The organism is Paenibacillus sp. PvR098 (assembly GCF_017833255.1).
In the GTDB taxonomy this organism is placed as follows: Bacteria; Bacillota; Bacilli; order Paenibacillales; family NBRC-103111; genus Paenibacillus_G.
The window spans coordinates 14,669-31,093 of the sequence record NZ_JAFIBU010000001.1; the positions used below are offsets into that span (position 1 = coordinate 14,669).

15 protein-coding genes, 1 tRNA gene, 2 pseudogenes and 1 riboswitch are annotated in these 16,425 nt (G+C 47.7%); of the genes and pseudogenes, 14 read left to right on the forward strand and 4 right to left on the reverse strand.

Annotated elements, in window-relative coordinates:
• Positions 1–3: 3 nt before the first annotated feature.
• From JOE45_RS00070 to JOE45_RS00085, 4 genes are all read left to right on the forward strand, one after another.
• On the forward strand, positions 4–984 hold the full coding sequence (locus JOE45_RS00070; protein WP_210022119.1) for an alpha-ketoacid dehydrogenase subunit beta: 981 nt from the start codon (positions 4–6) through the stop codon (positions 982–984).
• Positions 985–1,016: 32 nt separating this feature from the next.
• Entirely contained in the window at positions 1,017–2,408 is a 1,392-nt protein-coding gene (locus JOE45_RS00075; protein WP_210022118.1) for a dihydrolipoamide acetyltransferase family protein, read from the forward strand.
• A 6-nt stretch (positions 2,409–2,414) separates the two neighbouring features.
• A complete protein-coding gene (lpdA, locus tag JOE45_RS00080; protein WP_210022117.1) occupies positions 2,415–3,830 on the forward strand; it encodes a dihydrolipoyl dehydrogenase in 1,416 nt (471 codons plus the stop codon).
• A gap of 131 nt (positions 3,831–3,961) precedes the next feature.
• Complete coding sequence (locus JOE45_RS00085) at positions 3,962–4,225, forward strand: hypothetical protein (RefSeq protein WP_210022116.1); 264 nt, start codon at positions 3,962–3,964, stop codon at positions 4,223–4,225.
• 152 nt (positions 4,226–4,377) lie between these two features.
• On the opposite strand, the gene JOE45_RS00090 is transcribed toward JOE45_RS00085, so the two are convergent.
• Positions 4,378–5,220, reverse strand: coding sequence for a hypothetical protein (locus JOE45_RS00090; RefSeq protein ID WP_210022115.1), 843 nt, complete (start codon positions 5,218–5,220; stop codon positions 4,378–4,380).
• A gap of 407 nt (positions 5,221–5,627) precedes the next feature.
• Here JOE45_RS00090 and JOE45_RS23270 point away from each other — a divergent pair.
• The 6 genes and pseudogenes from JOE45_RS23270 (at position 5,628) to JOE45_RS00125 (ending at position 12,868) form a co-directional block, all read left to right on the forward strand.
• A pseudogene (locus JOE45_RS23270) lies at positions 5,628–6,175 on the forward strand (DUF429 domain-containing protein).
• A 21-nt stretch (positions 6,176–6,196) separates the two neighbouring features.
• A complete protein-coding gene (locus JOE45_RS00105; protein WP_210022112.1) occupies positions 6,197–7,099 on the forward strand; it encodes a PAS domain S-box protein in 903 nt (300 codons plus the stop codon).
• Between the two features lie 182 nt (positions 7,100–7,281).
• Positions 7,282–7,372: riboswitch (cyclic di-GMP riboswitch) on the forward strand.
• Positions 7,373–7,474: 102 nt separating this feature from the next.
• Entirely contained in the window at positions 7,475–9,379 is a 1,905-nt protein-coding gene (locus JOE45_RS00110) for a FapA family protein (protein WP_210022111.1), read from the forward strand.
• The gene (locus JOE45_RS00115; RefSeq protein WP_210022110.1) at positions 9,376–10,428 is read left to right on the forward strand and encodes an HD-GYP domain-containing protein; all 1,053 of its coding nucleotides are present in this window, start codon (positions 9,376–9,378) and stop codon (positions 10,426–10,428) included. Before JOE45_RS00110 ends, JOE45_RS00115 begins: the two co-directional genes overlap by 4 nt.
• 245 nt (positions 10,429–10,673) lie before the next feature.
• On the forward strand, positions 10,674–12,368 hold the full coding sequence (locus JOE45_RS00120; RefSeq protein WP_210022109.1) for a long-chain-fatty-acid--CoA ligase: 1,695 nt from the start codon (positions 10,674–10,676) through the stop codon (positions 12,366–12,368).
• Between the two features lie 176 nt (positions 12,369–12,544).
• Entirely contained in the window at positions 12,545–12,868 is a 324-nt protein-coding gene (locus JOE45_RS00125) for an SCP2 sterol-binding domain-containing protein (protein WP_210022108.1), read from the forward strand.
• 262 nt (positions 12,869–13,130) lie between these two features.
• On the opposite strand, the gene JOE45_RS00130 is transcribed toward JOE45_RS00125, so the two are convergent.
• Both JOE45_RS00130 and JOE45_RS00135 read right to left on the reverse strand, forming a co-directional pair.
• The gene (locus JOE45_RS00130) at positions 13,131–13,454 is read right to left on the reverse strand and encodes a hypothetical protein (RefSeq protein WP_210022107.1); all 324 of its coding nucleotides are present in this window, start codon (positions 13,452–13,454) and stop codon (positions 13,131–13,133) included.
• A 137-nt stretch (positions 13,455–13,591) separates the two neighbouring features.
• Entirely contained in the window at positions 13,592–13,861 is a 270-nt protein-coding gene (locus JOE45_RS00135) for an AbrB/MazE/SpoVT family DNA-binding domain-containing protein (protein WP_210022106.1), read from the reverse strand.
• A 271-nt stretch (positions 13,862–14,132) separates the two neighbouring features.
• Here JOE45_RS00135 and JOE45_RS00140 point away from each other — a divergent pair.
• From JOE45_RS00140 to JOE45_RS00155, 4 genes and pseudogenes are all read left to right on the forward strand, one after another.
• A tRNA-Met gene (locus tag JOE45_RS00140) sits at positions 14,133–14,209 on the forward strand.
• A gap of 258 nt (positions 14,210–14,467) precedes the next feature.
• Positions 14,468–14,671 (forward strand): cold-shock protein, encoded by a 204-nt coding sequence (locus tag JOE45_RS00145; protein WP_210022105.1) that lies wholly within the window; start codon positions 14,468–14,470, stop codon positions 14,669–14,671.
• A 137-nt stretch (positions 14,672–14,808) separates the two neighbouring features.
• Complete coding sequence (locus JOE45_RS00150) at positions 14,809–15,081, forward strand: HU family DNA-binding protein (RefSeq protein ID WP_210022104.1); 273 nt, start codon at positions 14,809–14,811, stop codon at positions 15,079–15,081.
• Positions 15,082–15,562: 481 nt separating this feature from the next.
• Positions 15,563–15,763 (forward strand): annotated as a pseudogene (locus JOE45_RS00155) (RNA polymerase subunit sigma-70); the annotation flags it as partial.
• A gap of 253 nt (positions 15,764–16,016) precedes the next feature.
• Here JOE45_RS00155 and JOE45_RS00160 read toward each other — a convergent pair.
• Complete coding sequence (locus JOE45_RS00160; RefSeq protein WP_210023622.1) at positions 16,017–16,187, reverse strand: hypothetical protein; 171 nt, start codon at positions 16,185–16,187, stop codon at positions 16,017–16,019.
• Between the last annotated feature and the right edge of the window lie 238 nt (positions 16,188–16,425).

Consider the following 16,425-nt stretch of genomic DNA (forward strand, 5'->3'; position numbering starts at 1 on the left):
GCCATGGCTCAAATGACAATGATTCAAGCGATCAAGGACGCGATGCGGGTTGAGCTTCAGCGCGATCCTAACGTGGTAATTTTCGGTGAAGACGTGGGGAAAGTCGGCGGCGTGTTCCGGGCGACGGAAGGATTGCAGGCAGAATTCGGGGAGAAGCGCGTATTTGATACTCCTTTGGCCGAATCTGCGATCGGTGGTATGGCCGTCGGTATGGCGATTCAAGGCTTCCGGCCGATTATGGAAATTCAATTTGTCGGGTTTATTTTTGAAGCGTTCGACCAAATTGCCGTGCAAGCGGCTCGGATGCGTTACCGCTCCGGCGGACGTTATAACGCACCTATCGTCGTTCGTACACCGTTCGGCGGCGGGGTGAAAGCGGCAGAGCTGCATACGGACCCGTTGGAAGGCCTTATGGTACAGACACCAGGGATCAAAGTGATTGTGCCTTCCAATCCTTACGATGCGAAGGGATTGCTGATTTCGGCTATCCGCGACAACGATCCGGTCTTTTTCATGGAGCATTTGAATTTATACCGTTCATTCCGCGCCGAAGTGCCGGAAGGCGAATATACCGTTCCGATCGGTAAAGCGAATGTTGTGCGTGAAGGCTCTGACGTTACGATCATCACTTATGGAGCTATGGTTCATACTTCGCTGAAGGCAGCGGAAGAATTAGAGAAAACTCGCGGAGCGAAAGTCGAAGTGATCGACCTGCGCACGCTGATGCCGCTGGATATCGACACGATCGTGGAATCGGTGAAAAAGACAAACCGTGCGATCGTCGTGCAGGAAGCTCAAAAGACGGCAGGGATCGCCGCAGAGGTCATCGCTCAAATCAACGAAAAGGCAATTCTGCATCTTGAGGCTCCTGTGCTGCGCATAACTCCTCCGGATACGGTATATCCATTTTCGCAAGTTGAGGACCAATGGCTTCCGAACCCGGCACGTATTGTAGCCGGACTGAATAAAGTGCTGGATTTTTAATTCTGATAAAGCGTAAGGACGGTGAGTGACCGATGGCAAAGTTTGAGTACCGTTTTCCCGAGCTGGGCGAGGGCATCCATGAAGGAGAAATCGTAAAGTGGCATGTTAAGCCTGGTGATACAGTGAACGACGAAACAATCCTGATGGACGTGCAAAACGATAAGTCAACCGTAGAAGTTCCTTCCCCTGTGGAAGGCAAAATCGTCGAGCTGAAGGTAAGCGAAGGCACGGTGTGTACGGTTGGTGACGTGATTGCCATTCTTGAAGTGGAAGGCGAACTGCCTCAAGACGCTGGCGGCCACGGGCATGGAGAATCGGCGAGCGCGGCTGCTCCGGCAGCAGCTAAGGTCGAAGCATCGGCAGCCCAAGGCGGTGCGGAGACCGGCGCAGAGTGTGCGGTAGGCGGCGCTGTGGCTGCGAACGTAAACGCAGCGAAGCTGGATACGCCGATGGCGGGCGGAGCAACTGCACCTCAAGGAGCTTCCGCTGGCGGCAGCTCGCGTGAGGTATTGGCTACTCCAAGCGTGCGCAAGCTTGCTCGGGAGAAAGGCGTGAACATCGCGGAAGTGACGGCGACCGGTAAGAACGGACGCGTGACGAAGGAAGATGTCCTTGGTTTTGCGGCTGGCGGCGGTAAGGCTGCGGCACCGGCTGAAGCAGAAGCGGCGGCTCCTGCGTCATCAAGCGCTGCGTCTGCTGCTTCGGCAGCAGTGAGCGGGGACCGCGAGGAAGAGCGCGTGCCGCTTAAAGGCATCCGGAAGGCCATTGCGAACGCCATGGTGAAGAGCGTGTACACGGCGCCGCATGTAACATTGATGGACGAGGTCGACGTAACGCAGCTCGTAGCTCTTCGCACGAAGGCGAAGCCGGTTGCCGAGAAGAAAGGCGTCAAACTAACGTACCTGCCGTTCATCGTGAAGGCACTGGTTGCGGCGGCTCGCCAATTCCCGGTGATGAACGCTATGATTGACGAAGAAAAGCAAGAGATCGTCTACAAAAAGTACTACCACATAGGGATAGCTACGGACACGGATAACGGTCTGATCGTACCGGTTATTCCAGATGCCGATCGCAAGAGCATGTGGACCATTGCCGAGGCGATTAAAGATTTGGCTGCGCGCGGCCGAGAAGGCAAGCTGGGACCTGGTGAGCTGAGAGGCTCGACGCTGACCATCACGAACATTGGCTCTGCAGGCGGCATGTTCTTTACTCCGGTCATCAACTTCCCTGAGGTGGCGATTCTAGGTACAGGCCGCATTACGGAAAAACCGGTAGTGAAGAACGGCGAGATTGTCATTGCTCCAGTGATGGCATTGTCCCTAAGCTTCGACCACCGAATTATCGACGGCGCTACAGCGCAAAACTTTTTAAATTATATCAAGCAGCTGCTGGCCGATCCGGAACTGCTTGTCATGGAGGTGTAATCCACTATGGTAGTTGGAGACGCATCGGTTGAAATTGATGTGCTCGTCATCGGCGCCGGTCCCGGCGGATACGTGGCGGCCATCCGTGCATCCCAGTTGGGCAAGAGCGTACTGGTGGTGGATAAGGCTGAGCTCGGAGGCGTCTGCTTAAACCGCGGCTGCATTCCGTCCAAAGCCTTGATTTCCGCAGCGCATCAATATGAGATGGTCAGCCATGCCGATTCGATTGGCATCACGGCTGAGAATGTGAAGATCGATTTTACAAAAGTCCAAGAGTGGAAAACCGGCATCGTCAAAAAGCAATCCGGCGGCGTAGGTATGCTGCTCAAGGGCAATAAAGTACAGGTATTCCAAGGCGAGGCGCTGTTCATCAACGAGAATGAGGCGCGCGTATTTAACGATAACGAAACCGCACGCTACCGTTTCAACCACTGCATCATTGCTACGGGCTCCCGTCCGATTGAGCTCAAAACGTTCCCGTTTGGCGGCCGCGTAATCTCTTCAACAGAGGCTCTGTCCTTGAACGAAATTCCGAAGAGCATGGTGGTGATCGGCGGCGGCTACATCGGGATTGAACTTGGGCAGACCTATGCCAAGTTCGGTACAAAGGTAACGGTGCTGGAAGGATCCGATTCGATTCTTCCGGGCTTTGAGAAGGACCTGTCCCAGCCTGTAGCACGCAACCTGAAGAAGCTGGATGTGGAAGTTGTCACTGAAGCAATGGCTCAGGGCTGCGAGCAAACTGACAAGGATGTAACGGTAACGTATACCGTGAAGGGTGAAGAGAAGAAAGTAACCGCCGATTACGTGCTGGTTACGGTTGGACGTCGCCCCAATACGGACGGCGACCTGTCTTTGGAGCTTGCGGGTGTGGAGGTCGGCGAACGCGGCTTGATCCAAGTAAACGACAAATGCCAAACGAACGTGCCTCACATCTACGCTATTGGCGACATCGTTCCGGGTCCGGCATTGGCGCACAAAGCTTCCTACGAAGCCAAAGTCGCGGCCGAATCGATCGCAGGGCTGCCTAGTGTAGTGGATTATAAAGTGATTCCTGCCGTTGTCTTCTCAGATCCGGAAATCGCTGGCGTCGGCCTTAGCGAGACGGAAGCGAAAGGGAAGGGCATCAACGTGATCGTTGGCAAGTTCCCATATGGGGCTAATGGACGAGCTCAATCGATGAACGCCACCGATGGCTTCGTGAAGCTGATCGGCGACAAAGACAGCGGACTGTTGGTTGGTGGGTATGTTGTCGGCGCAGAAGCATCCAATCTAATCGCTGAGCTTACGCTTGCGATTGAGATGGGGGCTACGCTTGAAGACATCGCGCTCACGATCCACGCGCACCCGACGCTTGGAGAGATCACGATGGACGCTGCTGAAGGCGCATTGGGCCATCCGATCCACCAGTTAGGAAAATAAGTGAACTATAAAGTCAGGGATGTATGGGCAGGACCCATGCATCCCTGACTTTTTTGTGTTTAGATATCTTTTAGTTGTGTTAATATGTTAGCATATATAACATAATTGTCGTCGTTGGAAAGTGGAATGGGATGCGGTTACTGCTGTTAAAGCACTTTTTATTCGATGATAATTCCATGATTGTTACATGGGCAGAGCGTAATGGGTATGCTGTGGAGACATTGTTTATTCCGGAGCGGGGAGCGTTATCGTCTTTTGACCTGCTGCGCATTGCCGACTGCTCCTCGGGCTTGTCCGACCTGTGGCATTGCGGAGACATGATTTACCCCGGAGCGGATAAGCTCGGCAGCGCCATGTCCGGATGGATTGCCGCGGAACGAATACGGAACGATTAGCATTACCCGTTTGGGGACGCCTCTACCGATAAGCAGCCCACATTGCAAGGAGCAGGCAGGCTGCACTTGTTGCAGCGTTAAGCCCATTGCTTAGATTCAATATACAGCAGTTTGTTGAGGAAGTGGCCATCTATTCTATTGGCCTGCTTCATTCATCGGAGCTTCTTGGTTAATGAGCCATTGAGCCGACCTGTGGAGCGGGTAAGAGCTGCTGCTGGTTTTTTGGAAGCTGGGGAACGATGACGCTTGACGGGTGTTCCGCTTTTTGTCTGGGATTTGGCGGAAACAGGTTCTCTGCGTTCATAGGTTGTGCGCAAGTTCCGGCTTTTGTTAAGATTCTGTTTATCCTTCCCTGTTTTTTGCTGGGGGGTTACCATTCGGCTTGGTACACCCGAAGCGGAAAGCGTCAAGACCTTGGTAGACTGGTTGTATTCCAACAGACACGCCTGTCCCTGAGTCAACCCAAGCATCGCGGCGATTTCTGAGGAGAGCAGAAAACCCCGGTCAAGCTCATTGTTAGGCACAGAGAGCCTGAGCTTTACGGTGACAGAGCCTCGGTTGAGCGTTATTAGTGAAGGACGTTTCTCTGCCATGCCAAGCATGCAGAGCAGTGCATATCCTATCGTAACGGTCGGTTCCTTTTTTTTCTTCCGATCGGTTTTCAGCGGGACTTGAACACGACTGACTAAGGCTCGTGTTAAAGTAAGTATTTTTGTTGATTCGTCGTAATGCACCCGATACCTTACTCCATCCCGAAGCCTCAGCGCATTGGCCGTTTCAGTCCCGACCTCAATATAGTGGAAGCCGCATTCATCCCCTTTTCCTCTTGTAACCAAGACTTGGCGCTCGGCATCGTCATGCTTCATCGTAATCAAAGCTCCGTCTTGAAGCACACGCAGATCGTGAGGTAACCCGTTCATACAGTCCAGGACGAGGTTCATTTCGTTCTGTCCCAGCTGTTTCGAAACCGAGACGTCCATAGTGCCATTCGCCAATTTTTTCACATCCTTCCCAGCAAACGTATTTCCTCTTTACATGATTTGCCCTATTATATATATGTTTTAAGTGTATGTGCGGCTTGTATCTTTGTCCTCATAAACGGTCTGCAGCATGTCCGATAAAAGAAAAAGGATGTATAATAAAGAAAAACTGCAAAAGGGTGTTAAAGACGTGTTTATCCATGCAATAAAGCTTACCTGTAATCAACTGGGCAGGGACGGTAATATACATGCGGTGACTGAATGGTATAAGTCGTGCAGGCGAAGACCGGATGTCGTACTAGGGGAACAGCGGAACTTATGAAAAGTGAATCCTTCGTAGGAATTGACGGCTGCGCCGCGGGCTGGGTGTCGGTGGGCTGGCGGCCAACGGGAGTTGGATTGCTGGCGTGTTCGGCGATCTGATGAGCCTGTGGGAAGCGTACCGGGAGGCGGGATTGTTATTGATTGACATGCTGATCGGTCTGGCGGCCGCAACAGAGCCGCGACGTTGTGACGTGCTGGCGCGGCAGCTCTTGAAGCTTGGACGGGCGTCCAGTATATTCCCCGCGCCGGTACGCGAAGTCTTGACCGCGTCAGACTATGTCGATGCGAATGCACTGCAGCGCAGGGTCAGCGGTCGCGGCTTATCGCGTCAGTCTTGGGCGCTCGTACCGAAGATTCGCAGCCTGGACGAGCTCCGATGCAGAGCGGGAAGAGGAGTAAGGCGGGATTTGAAGAACGAATGATGCATCTGCGAGGTGTATATGGGCAAGCGGATGAGGTCGTTACCGAGCTAATGCACAGAAACCCGCGCAAAGCGCTTGCCCGTGATGACATCGCCGATGCGCTGGTACTTGCCGTAACGGCATGGTTAAGTGCAAGTGCGGGCAAGCTGAAGGAGGTTCCCAGGGAAGGAGATTGGGACCGCAATGGAAGGGGGCGAACCATCTCCTATTACTGTTTTTCTTAAAGACGAAAGGTTGGAGGAGTAATGCCGAATAAATGGGTAAGCATTATGGTTGAGAAAGCTGCGGATGGCATTTGTCTTTTAAAATGGGATGGACATCATTTGACCATTGAAGAGGCAAATCCGGCTTTTTACCAGATCATCGGCTATACAAAACAGGAGCTTTGGAAGGAAACCTTCTTATCTTTTTTATCGAACGAATACAGGGCATGGGTACTGAAGCGGTTGGAGTTTTTTGAGTATGAGGATACCTTGTTTTCAGAGGCATGTTGGACCGTAAAACACGGAATTCAAATGGACGTGGAGCTTTCCTTACGGGAAACAGTTATGGACGGGTCCCATTATTATATTATGATTGTTCGTGATGTTAGCGATAAAAAATGGATTCTGTGTCAAGGGTCCGGATTTGATATGAGAGGAACGCTTACGCCGAAATTTCGTTTTGTCGATTGCTCGTTCCACTCTCCACTGCTGGAGATGAAGAGAAGGGATCTTGTCTCGCAGTCTTTTCTTTCTTTTGTCGGGTCACGGAGTTTGCTCCAAGTAAGGCACATGCTCCGCCAAGCCGTATTGACAGGCTCTGGTTTTAGTATGAGCATGGAGTGGGTGAGCAACAATCAAAAAGCCGAAGTGGAGTTTCGTTTTCAGCCTTTGCTGAATGGTAGACAGGAAGTAACCCGAATTGCGTTTGTCGGAAGAAGACTTACGAAGGACGAAGCACAGGAGCAGTCCAAAATGGCCCTTTCGCTGAGGATGCTGATGGCGGAACGTCAAATAACGGTGACCAAGCTCTCGGAGCTTACCGGGCTGTCGATCGGTACGATTTCCAAAATAAGGAACGGAAAAATCACAAATCCTCACAAATATTCTATACAATGTATTGCGGAAGCGCTTGACGTCCATTTGAATGACCTCTGGAAGGAGTAGATATGTAATATAATGTAAAAACAATGAAGAATAATGCAAGGTTTTAACCTTTGTGTCGAATTTTAGCGAAAATTAACACGCGAATTACATACCACAAGAATGGAATAGCCCTTCTGGATATGTACATGTTGATGTTTGCCATCCCAATTGACTATAATTTAATTATTATTAATATTTTTTCATTACGATAATGGCAAACTTGCTGAAAGGCAAGGACGCAAAGCAATGGGCCTAAGGTTAGTATTCTAATACTATGGCTGCCATGCCGCCGATAATGGGAGGAACGTATGATTCGATGCACCTTTCCCCGGCTGGAGAAAGGTGTATTTTTGTCTTACCGTCAAACGTTTGATCCGATGGAAGGAGGTAGTCCGGATGTCCGACTCTATTTCGGAACTGGATTTGGTCAAAATGATAAAATCCATGGCGTTAGATTCTGCGCCTAATGAAACTGAATTCTCGGATTTTGCCAAAGGGGAAGACGACAGCAAGCAAAGGGAGTATACGGGTCAGGGTTGGTTGCGGGTAAGTGGAAATGAGATTTTTGTCCAAGATGACGCGACATCCCCCCTTACTATAGAGGCCATACCTCCGGTCAAGCTGACTATGAACGGAGAAACGGTATCCGGTGTGGTGACCGTAACATCAAAGGATAAGTTGATTTGGTCCGTAGAAGAATCTGCTTTGTTCGAAATCCAAGTGTCCGAGGATGGGATGCAAGCGCACTTGCTTGTGCGTTCGCCCGTCAGGTATGTATGGAAGCTCAGTGAGTGTGAGCCTGCGTCCCATTTGGTTCTCAGAGCGGAAGAAGACCAATCGATTATTTTAAATAAACTGGAACTTAATGATATTACTCATGAGCTGGACCGTTTGTCGATTGTGAAAAATCGAAATATTGGCGCCATATTCGAAGAAGTGCTGCATCCGACATATGAGCCGGTTCTAATCGCGCGAGGCAAGCCTCCTGTTCCAGGGAAGGATGCGGAGCTGCAGCTATTTTTCACGGAGCAAGTGGAAAATCAGTATGTGGAGATTGGCGGAGTCATAGATTACAGAAGTCATTTAAACATTCCGTCGGTAACTCCGGGAGATGTGATCGCCCGAAAAACACCGCCCGAGGAAGGGACTGTTGGATACGATGTCTATGGGAATTTTATTCGCCCTAAGGAGCCCCAGGACATTGTTATTGTAGCCAAAGATGGGGTGCAAATACGGGAGGATGGCTTCGTCATCGCTATGAGCGAAGGAAGACCGCGTATCACCGGGAACCAGACGAAGTTTTTTGATATTACCAAGGCGTTCATCGTTCCCGGCGATGTTAACATTGAAACGGGCCATATCGTATTCTCCGGCGACATTATTGTCTATGGAAATGTTATGGAGAATATGATCATAGAATCGCTTGGTAACGTCTATATCTCGGGCAGCGTCTATAACGCTACCGTTACGGCAACCGGGAGTATCCGTATTCAAGGAAATGCTATCAAAAGCAATCTGTATTCGGGCTATTTCGGGGTTCTCCATAACCGATTATACAACGGCTCCCAATTATTAATGTCCCAGTTCGAGCAGCTGATTGAAGCAGCCAAGATGCTCACTGAGATGGTGGAGAAGAAGGGGCAGAAGCCTCATTACGGACAAATTATTTTACTTTTGGTGGAGAATAAGTTTAAAGAAATTCCCAAACAGGCCAAAGAAACGTTGTCGGTCATCGTCAACATTCGATTCCGTGACAAAACGTCTTGGTTGAATCTGAAAGACATGCTGGAGCGATTCCTTCAGCTGTCGCGGATGCCTCAGCTGATTACGGAAGCAACCATTTTCGGTATTCTGAACTCACTCAAGGAGACCGTTCAACACGTCGGAAGTATGCAAGAGGCTAAAGTGCGGATTGATCTAGCGCAGTGCCATTTATCGACCCTCAAATCAAACGGCGACATACTTATTCGTAAAGAAGGAGTTCTGCAAAGCGATTTGTATTCGGCAGCCAATATTATTTTCTACGATAAAGATGCTGTATGCAGGGGATCTCGTTTGGAAGCGGATGGCGTCATTTCAGCGATGATGGTGGGTGGTCAAACGGGGGCGCCGTCGGTGCTGAAGTCCAAGACCAAAATTATGTTAAAAAGCATGAGCTCTGGAAGAGTGTGCATAGGAAATTACTGTATTGAAGTTTTCGATAGCATAGAGGATCAGACGATTGATTTGGAATGGGTGAAGAATCGGGCCTATTCCGCCATTGGTATTCAAAATCAACAGACGAACGGTAAATTGGCATGATGGTGGATGATAAAGTTTCTACTCCGTTGCTGGACATGTCGCATTTGCTGGGCAAGAGGTTGAAAAAAAATATATATAGTCGGTATGGAATATTAATTCTTCCTGCATCCTCCATTCTTACAACGGAAAGTATCCAATCGATTCATCAGCACGGCCTGAAACTTCGCAGTAATGATGTGGTTAGTCCGGAATTCGAGCCTGAGCAGCTTGTAGGGTTTGCCGTTAATGAGATGAAGGAGTTATTTGCGGATATCCGAACTGCCGGCCGGGTTCCCGTTGACAAGGTATATAGTACGGTTCTACCAGCCATCAACAAGCTTGTGAAAAGCTCTGACACGCATCGCATCTTGTTGGCCCTTGAGACGCAGGATGATGATACATTCAAGCATAGTGTCGGAGTAAGTGTTATGGCGGGACTAATTGGCAAATGGCTAGGCTTGTCCGTACAGGAGCGTGTCCGAATCAGCATGGCTGGGCTTTTTCACGATGTAGGCAAGCTCTTCGTTCCTCTATCTATCCTTCATAAGCCGGGTAAATTAGACGATAATGAATTTCGTGAAATCAAGCGTCACTCGCAGTATGGGTATGAGCTTCTCCGCCGCGAGTCGGGTCTGGACCCGCTTATTGCTTTGGCTGCTCTGCAGCACCATGAAAGGGAGGATGGCAGCGGTTATCCTGCTGGGTTGTCCGGTAATCGTCTTGAACAAGTCAGTAAAATTGTTGCGGTCGCCGATGTGTTTCATGCTATGTCCTCCAAAAGGGCCTATCGGAATGCGTTGCCTCTGTTTGATGTTCTACAGAGTATTGCCGATCATGCATACGGGCTGCTGGAGCCAGGGATCGTTCGCTGCTTTATCCGGCATATGACTGAATGTATGATCGGCAGTCGTGTAAGCTTATCCGATGGAACGCAAGCGACCGTAGTGATGGTTCACGTGGGGGACCCGTTTCGTCCACTAGTGTATGGATCCGGTCAGTTTATCGATTTGAGGCAGCGGCCGGAATTGAAGATCGGAAGTTTAAGTAGCGGGACACCCGTTCCCGTCTAATCGAGAATATAGCAAAGGCGCCGGGCGGTTTCTCCGCCGATGGGCGCTTTTTTTAGTTACAGATTCCATGATGAGGATAGCGTGCGGTAAGACCAAAGGCATATTAGGGAATTCCGTATCATATCATATCCATTACAGGAGAATGTAAACGTTTACGGACAACCTTGGATAAACAAGGTGATTCATATGTAATTGATTCTCCATGCACAACCTGACTTGACAAGCGCGATGTGGAGGTGGTTTCAATGACTAGCAAACCTTGGCTTAAGCATTATCCTGCTGAGGTGCCACCGACCTTTGATTATCCAAAGCAAAATTTGGCGCATTTTTTGAAGGAATCTGCTCAAACATATCCGAAGCATACGGCTTTGGATTTTTTGGGTAAGACGTTATCTTACCAGGAGCTGCTTGATTTGTCTTACCGATTTGCAAATGCGTTGAGCCAGCTCGGCGTGCGTAAAGGAGATCGCGTAGCGATTATGCTGCCTAATTGCCCACAGACGGTGATCGCTTATTTTGGCACCTTGCTTATGGGCGGAGTGGTGGTGATGACGAATCCGATGTACACGCCGCGTGAGCTGGAGTACCAGATCAAGGACGCCGGGGCAAAGGTGATCGTGACCTTGGATTTGCTGTTTGAGCGAGTATACAAGGTGATGGAACCAGCAGGAATCCGACAGTTGATCGTAACGTCGATCAAAGATTACATGCCGATACCGCAAAACTGGCTTTATCCGCTGTTTGCACGACTTAAAAAGATGAAGCGGGAAGTGATTTACGGGGACGGTGTATATTCTTTTGTGAAGCTGCTGGGCAGGGCCTCTCCAGATCCTTGCGGCGTGAAGCTGGACCCGGAGCATGACCTGGCACTTATTCAGTATACCGGCGGGACGACCGGGCGGGCCAAAGGTGTGATGCTGACGCATTATAACTTGGTTGTCAATACGATTCAAAACCGTCTATGGTCGTATCGTTCTAAACAAACCAATGAAGTTTATTTGTCCGCCTTGCCATTCTTCCATGTGTTTGGCTTGACGGTGCTGCTGAATCAATCGGTATATTTAGCTGGAAAGATGGCGCTGCTGCCGCGTTTTGAAATTAACTTGCTTCTCGAAACCATGCGTCGGGTGAAGCCAACCGTCTTCCCGGGAGCCCCAACGATGTATATGACCTTGATCAATCATCTGCAAACGATGCGCTTCAACTTATCGTCGTTGGAGGTCTGTGTCAGCGGAGCGGCTCCTCTTCCGGTGGAGATTCAGCAGCGGTTTGAAGCGATGACGGGTGCCAGACTGGTCGAAGGCTACGGCTTAACGGAGGCGTCGCCGGTCACCCATGCGAATAATATATGGGAGCAACGAAAAATCGGATCGATTGGCATCCCCTTTCCCGATACGGAAGCACGAATCGTGGATCCTGATAATCAAGGAAAGGAACTGCCGGTGGGAGAGATCGGTGAGCTGATCATTCGGGGACCGCAGGTCATGAAAGGTTATTGGAACCGTCCGGAGGAGACAGAGTCCGCTTTACGAGACGGTTGGCTGTATACTGGAGATATGGCAAAAATGGATCAAGATGGTTTTTTCTATATTCTGGACCGTAAAAAGGATTTAATTATCGCTGGCGGCTATAACGTCTATCCGCGTGAAGTCGAGGAGGTCCTTTACGAGCATCCTGAGGTTGAAGAGGCCGTGGTGGCCGGGGTACATGACCTCTATCGCGGGGAGACGGTCAAGGCTTATTTGGTGATGAAAAAAAACAGTGAAGCGGGTGCGGAAGAATTAAACAGCTGGTGCCGCAATCGGCTTGCAGCCTACAAGGTGCCGCACGTCTACGAATTTCGCGATGCATTGCCCAAATCCCTAATAGGCAAGGTGCTGAGAAGAAAGCTTGTGGAGGAAGAAATGAAAAGGACCGATGACGACACGACGGACAGCTAGGCCGATCATGAGCCACCTAAGGTGAAAGCATGAATAGGAGAGGAGTGCAGAAGAACCGTAAAAAAGAAAGAGTCCAGTTCCATCCGGGAGATGATCGCGGTGTATTGGTAGGGATTTTGCGAACGAACGACGCTTGGTGCCCTGACACCTGATTCAGTTGACAAACGAGGTGAGCTATGGCTATTCGGGATGAGCTTCAACGACTTGCGGATCGAATGAACGGCAGCCCTGAACCGATCCGATCGCTAAATGTGGTGTATCAATTCAATTTGTCAGAAGACAACATTTTGCAGGTTCGTTTTCATGGAGGGCAGGTGGACATCAAGGAGGGGCTGCATTACCCGGCAGATTGCAAGCTAACCATGTCGGAGGGGACGCTTCGCAAGCTGATGAACCGACAACTGAATGCGGCTGCCGCGTATATGTCTGGTGATTTGAAGCTGGAAGGGAAAATGACAGTCGCTTTCCGTCTGCAGGAGGTGTTGAAGGCTTATTCATAGGGTTATTAGGTCCTGCTGCTTGCTTACGATCACCCGCGATCTCTCTTGATCGGGGGTGATTGTCATGGGTTGCTTATGTATCCAGATGCGGGTAGCACATCACAATACCGCTTAACCGCTAAACTTAAATGGAAAGAACAGCTCAATTATAAAGAACAGTTCTTATAAGCCCTTTAGCAAAAAAAATCACACATTATAAGATGTATCCCTCTAGCTCCGCGATACATCTTATAATGTGTGACTTAAGGTCATTTTTTTTTTGCTAGTTAGAACGATTTTCAATGACCATTTTCGTCTTGAAAATGTTGCCTAGCTTCCCGTCAAATCGTTTGTTCAGCGGATTTTTCATATCCCTTCCCAACTCACGAAAAAACATATCCACTTCCGTCGATTTTTTTTCCAAAATCACATTCAGAACACCCGCGGAAGCGATATCTTGATTCTCGTCGAGGGGCACCGAGGTGAGCACCATATACTTCTTCGTTAATGTTTTCATATGCCTTGAGAAGGACTCGATAAGCTCGTCGTTTTCGAATTCATTGATCGCCTGCTGTCCCTGTGCTGTAAACCATAATTGCACCTTCATGTTTATCTTTCCTCCCAATCATTATTTCCGAAAATTCTAATCTTTATTTGCTTGCTATTTTTTTCGGTTAAACATTTGTGGTTTCAACTGCTCTCCAAAAGTTTTCATCTCGTCGATGAACACCGCCCTTCTCCTACCTAATTTTTAACTCTGGGTTTGCCCCAGGAATCCTCTTGATTTATTGCCTGTTTATTTTCAAATTCCTGTTTGGAAATTCCCTGATTTCTAGCACCCTTTGTCATGTTCAATTGATAATCATTTAGCGCAACCAAGCTGGCTTTGGCTATATATGCACGTCCATTTTCTTCTATAAAAAGAATACGATCCCCCGCATCCACTTCTAATAATTCACGAATGCTCTTTGGAATGGTGACTTGTCCTTTGCTACTTATTCTAGAAATCTCCATTTTTTTCACCCATCTTTTGGTTTTTTGGACTTTTTAGAAATTATTATTAGCTTGGCAAAATTACCTTTCCTTACTTTCCCTACTTTCTTTACTTATTTTATTATATCCCTTTTTATTGAGAATGTATACTCTTCTTCATCGGATCGAATAATTGCATGAAAATGGATTTCTTTGAGGTATTATAAAGAGAATATGCTTTCCGACTTGCGTAATTAGAAATTATAGTATATATTTAAATTTCTGGATGAAGATGTTGTTGTTATTTAATTATCGCGGGGTGGAGCAGCCCGGTAGCTCGTCGGGCTCATAACCCGAAGGCCGCAGGTTCAAATCCTGCCCCCGCAACCAATTAGCCACGTACTTTAAGCGGAGCGGATGATCGTTGCTTGGAGAAGCAATCAAAAAACAGGAGACATAGGTAATTTTAATACCGAAAACTTTGCTTTTTTGAAATAATTGTGTTAGATTTAAAGAATATTGAGATGGAAACAAAATTCGCAAATTGAAAAGGATCTCATTATATGATGGAATTTTTTTCAATGTGTGAATTTTTTTATTTTAGAGAAAAATGATCATGTTACAAATTTATTTTTGGAGGAACTACAAATGGAAACAGGAACAGTAAAATGGTTTAACGCTGAAAAAGGTTTTGGTTTTATCGAAGTTGAAGGCGGGGCTGACGTATTCGTGCATTTTAGCGCGATCCAAGGTGACGGTTATAAGTCATTGGATGAAGGTCAACGTGTTCAGTTTAATGTGACACAAGGTAACCGCGGACCACAAGCAGAGAACGTTACGAAAATTTATTAAGATGCGCATCAAGCTGCTCCTGACGTTGTAGGAGCAGCTTTTCTTTTATTTAAGTAGAACCCTCCCTATAGGGTAATGAAATGGGCATGTACCGTTGTGAAATGGAATATAATTATATATAAAGCGAGGTGTTAAGAATGAATCGAGACGATTTGATAGAAAAAGTCGCAAAATCAAGCGGTTTTTCAAAAAAGGATGCCGAAAAGGCGGTTGCCAGCGTATTGGATTCGATTTTTGATGCTTTGAAACAAGGAGAAGACGTTCAACTCAACGGTTTTGGTAATTTTGACGTACGTGATCGTGAAGCCCGTATAGGAAGAAGCCGTAAAACGGGTCAAGAAATAGAACTACCTGCAGGTAAAATTCCGGTTTTCTCAGCAGGAAAAGCTCTGAAAGAAGCTTTAAATTAAAAGTAGAGAGAAGTGTCAAACAGATAGATACAAAAGGTTCTGAAAATCAAGCTAATTTTGCTACAATTGATGATATAATTAATTATTATTCTAGCGTACTATCGGCTAGTGAAAAAGAGAAGGATTCAGAAAAAGAGGAAAGCTAGGGAAGAAGTCCATACCTTTAACATACAAGAAGAAATAAAGGAGCTGCGATGCAGCTCCTTTATCATTTTTGTTTGAATCCTTGTTCGCGAATTCTTTATTATCCGATCAGTGTTCTCGATAGAGCCAGAATTGCCTTTGAATGATCCCCGAGTTTGACGGTCAAAGCTTTGTCAGCACGGCATCTTCAATGGTATCCCCCTGAGCTGCAGGCCATAACCGCAGTACCGTACTCGATCAATTGAATTTATTTAGTACATGCACTTATAGGCTCACACCCACATACAATGGTAAAGACTCATCGTACCGCTTTTAGACTTCCGGGAGGTGTTGGTTAGTGCCAGGTTTTTTCAGTGCAATCGCTTTGTTTATCAAGGAATTAATGCTGCTGGTTTCCTATGTAAAGAACAATGCTTTCCCTCAACCGCTTGCGGAAGACGAGGAGGAAAAACACCTGAGGCTGATGGCGCAGGGGAATCAACATTCTCGTAATCTATTGATTGAGCATAACCTTCGCTTAGTAGCTCATATAGTCAAGACGTTATGTTCAAAGTCCGATGTAAATCATTTGTTTTACAGTGGCGGGTTTTGGTTGTTAAGACAGGAAGATATCAAATTAAAACCTTTGTGGAAATAGAGGTGGACAAGCCTTAGAGCTTAAAAACAGTGAGAGTCCAATGCATTTATTTACCTTAGGCTCCACGAGGCTGCGTGGTTAACCTTTCAATATATTATTAAAACATTAGAAAGGCTGCTTTCCCGTCAAGACGTTAGAGCAGCCTTGATGCTACTTAAATTTCATTTTTGGGAATACCATTTAAACTTGGGACATAATCGGCCGCTTTATTGCTTGTCAACGTCTGAGCTTCTTCAGTGAAATTATCATTATTCTGTTGATTGTCCTTCTTATCTGCACGATTATCTGCGCGGTCCATTTTGGGATCGGCGCTATTTTTTGGCATAACATTCACCTCCATTTTCTCACACATAGTATGAGAAGATGGTTTGCATTTTATCCCAGCGGTCCCGGAACTATCGACGCTCCGGGTACATTTCTTTGTGCGCGAGGAATTCAAACAGATTCGATATCGTTTTGCTGTCTAGTGAAAATAAAGGATGAGACTAAAAAATAAAGTATTAGACCGAGAATCCTTCAGTCCCAATAATTTTTTCTGATTCAACATTGACCCCTTTATCCCT

Excerpts from the sequence above, each read along its gene's own strand:
- JOE45_RS00105 (WP_210022112.1), top strand. The coding sequence starts at position 6,197 with ATGCCGAATAAATGGGTAAGCATTATGGTTGAGAAAGCTGCGGATGGC.
- JOE45_RS00160 (WP_210023622.1), bottom strand. The coding sequence starts at position 16,187 with ATGCCAAAAAATAGCGCCGATCCCAAAATGGACCGCGCAGATAATCGT.
- JOE45_RS00070 (WP_210022119.1), top strand. The coding sequence starts at position 4 with ATGGCTCAAATGACAATGATTCAAGCGATCAAGGACGCGATGCGGGTT.
- JOE45_RS00125 (WP_210022108.1), top strand. The coding sequence starts at position 12,545 with ATGGCTATTCGGGATGAGCTTCAACGACTTGCGGATCGAATGAACGGC.
- JOE45_RS00110 (WP_210022111.1), top strand. The coding sequence starts at position 7,475 with ATGTCCGACTCTATTTCGGAACTGGATTTGGTCAAAATGATAAAATCC.
- JOE45_RS00145 (WP_210022105.1), top strand. The coding sequence starts at position 14,468 with ATGGAAACAGGAACAGTAAAATGGTTTAACGCTGAAAAAGGTTTTGGT.
- JOE45_RS00120 (WP_210022109.1), top strand. The coding sequence starts at position 10,674 with ATGACTAGCAAACCTTGGCTTAAGCATTATCCTGCTGAGGTGCCACCG.
- JOE45_RS00115 (WP_210022110.1), top strand. The coding sequence starts at position 9,376 with ATGATGGTGGATGATAAAGTTTCTACTCCGTTGCTGGACATGTCGCAT.
- lpdA (WP_210022117.1), top strand. The coding sequence starts at position 2,415 with ATGGTAGTTGGAGACGCATCGGTTGAAATTGATGTGCTCGTCATCGGC.
- JOE45_RS00075 (WP_210022118.1), top strand. The coding sequence starts at position 1,017 with ATGGCAAAGTTTGAGTACCGTTTTCCCGAGCTGGGCGAGGGCATCCAT.
- JOE45_RS00150 (WP_210022104.1), top strand. The coding sequence starts at position 14,809 with ATGAATCGAGACGATTTGATAGAAAAAGTCGCAAAATCAAGCGGTTTT.
- JOE45_RS00135 (WP_210022106.1), bottom strand. The coding sequence starts at position 13,861 with ATGGAGATTTCTAGAATAAGTAGCAAAGGACAAGTCACCATTCCAAAG.
- JOE45_RS00085 (WP_210022116.1), top strand. The coding sequence starts at position 3,962 with ATGCGGTTACTGCTGTTAAAGCACTTTTTATTCGATGATAATTCCATG.
- JOE45_RS00130 (WP_210022107.1), bottom strand. The coding sequence starts at position 13,454 with ATGAAGGTGCAATTATGGTTTACAGCACAGGGACAGCAGGCGATCAAT.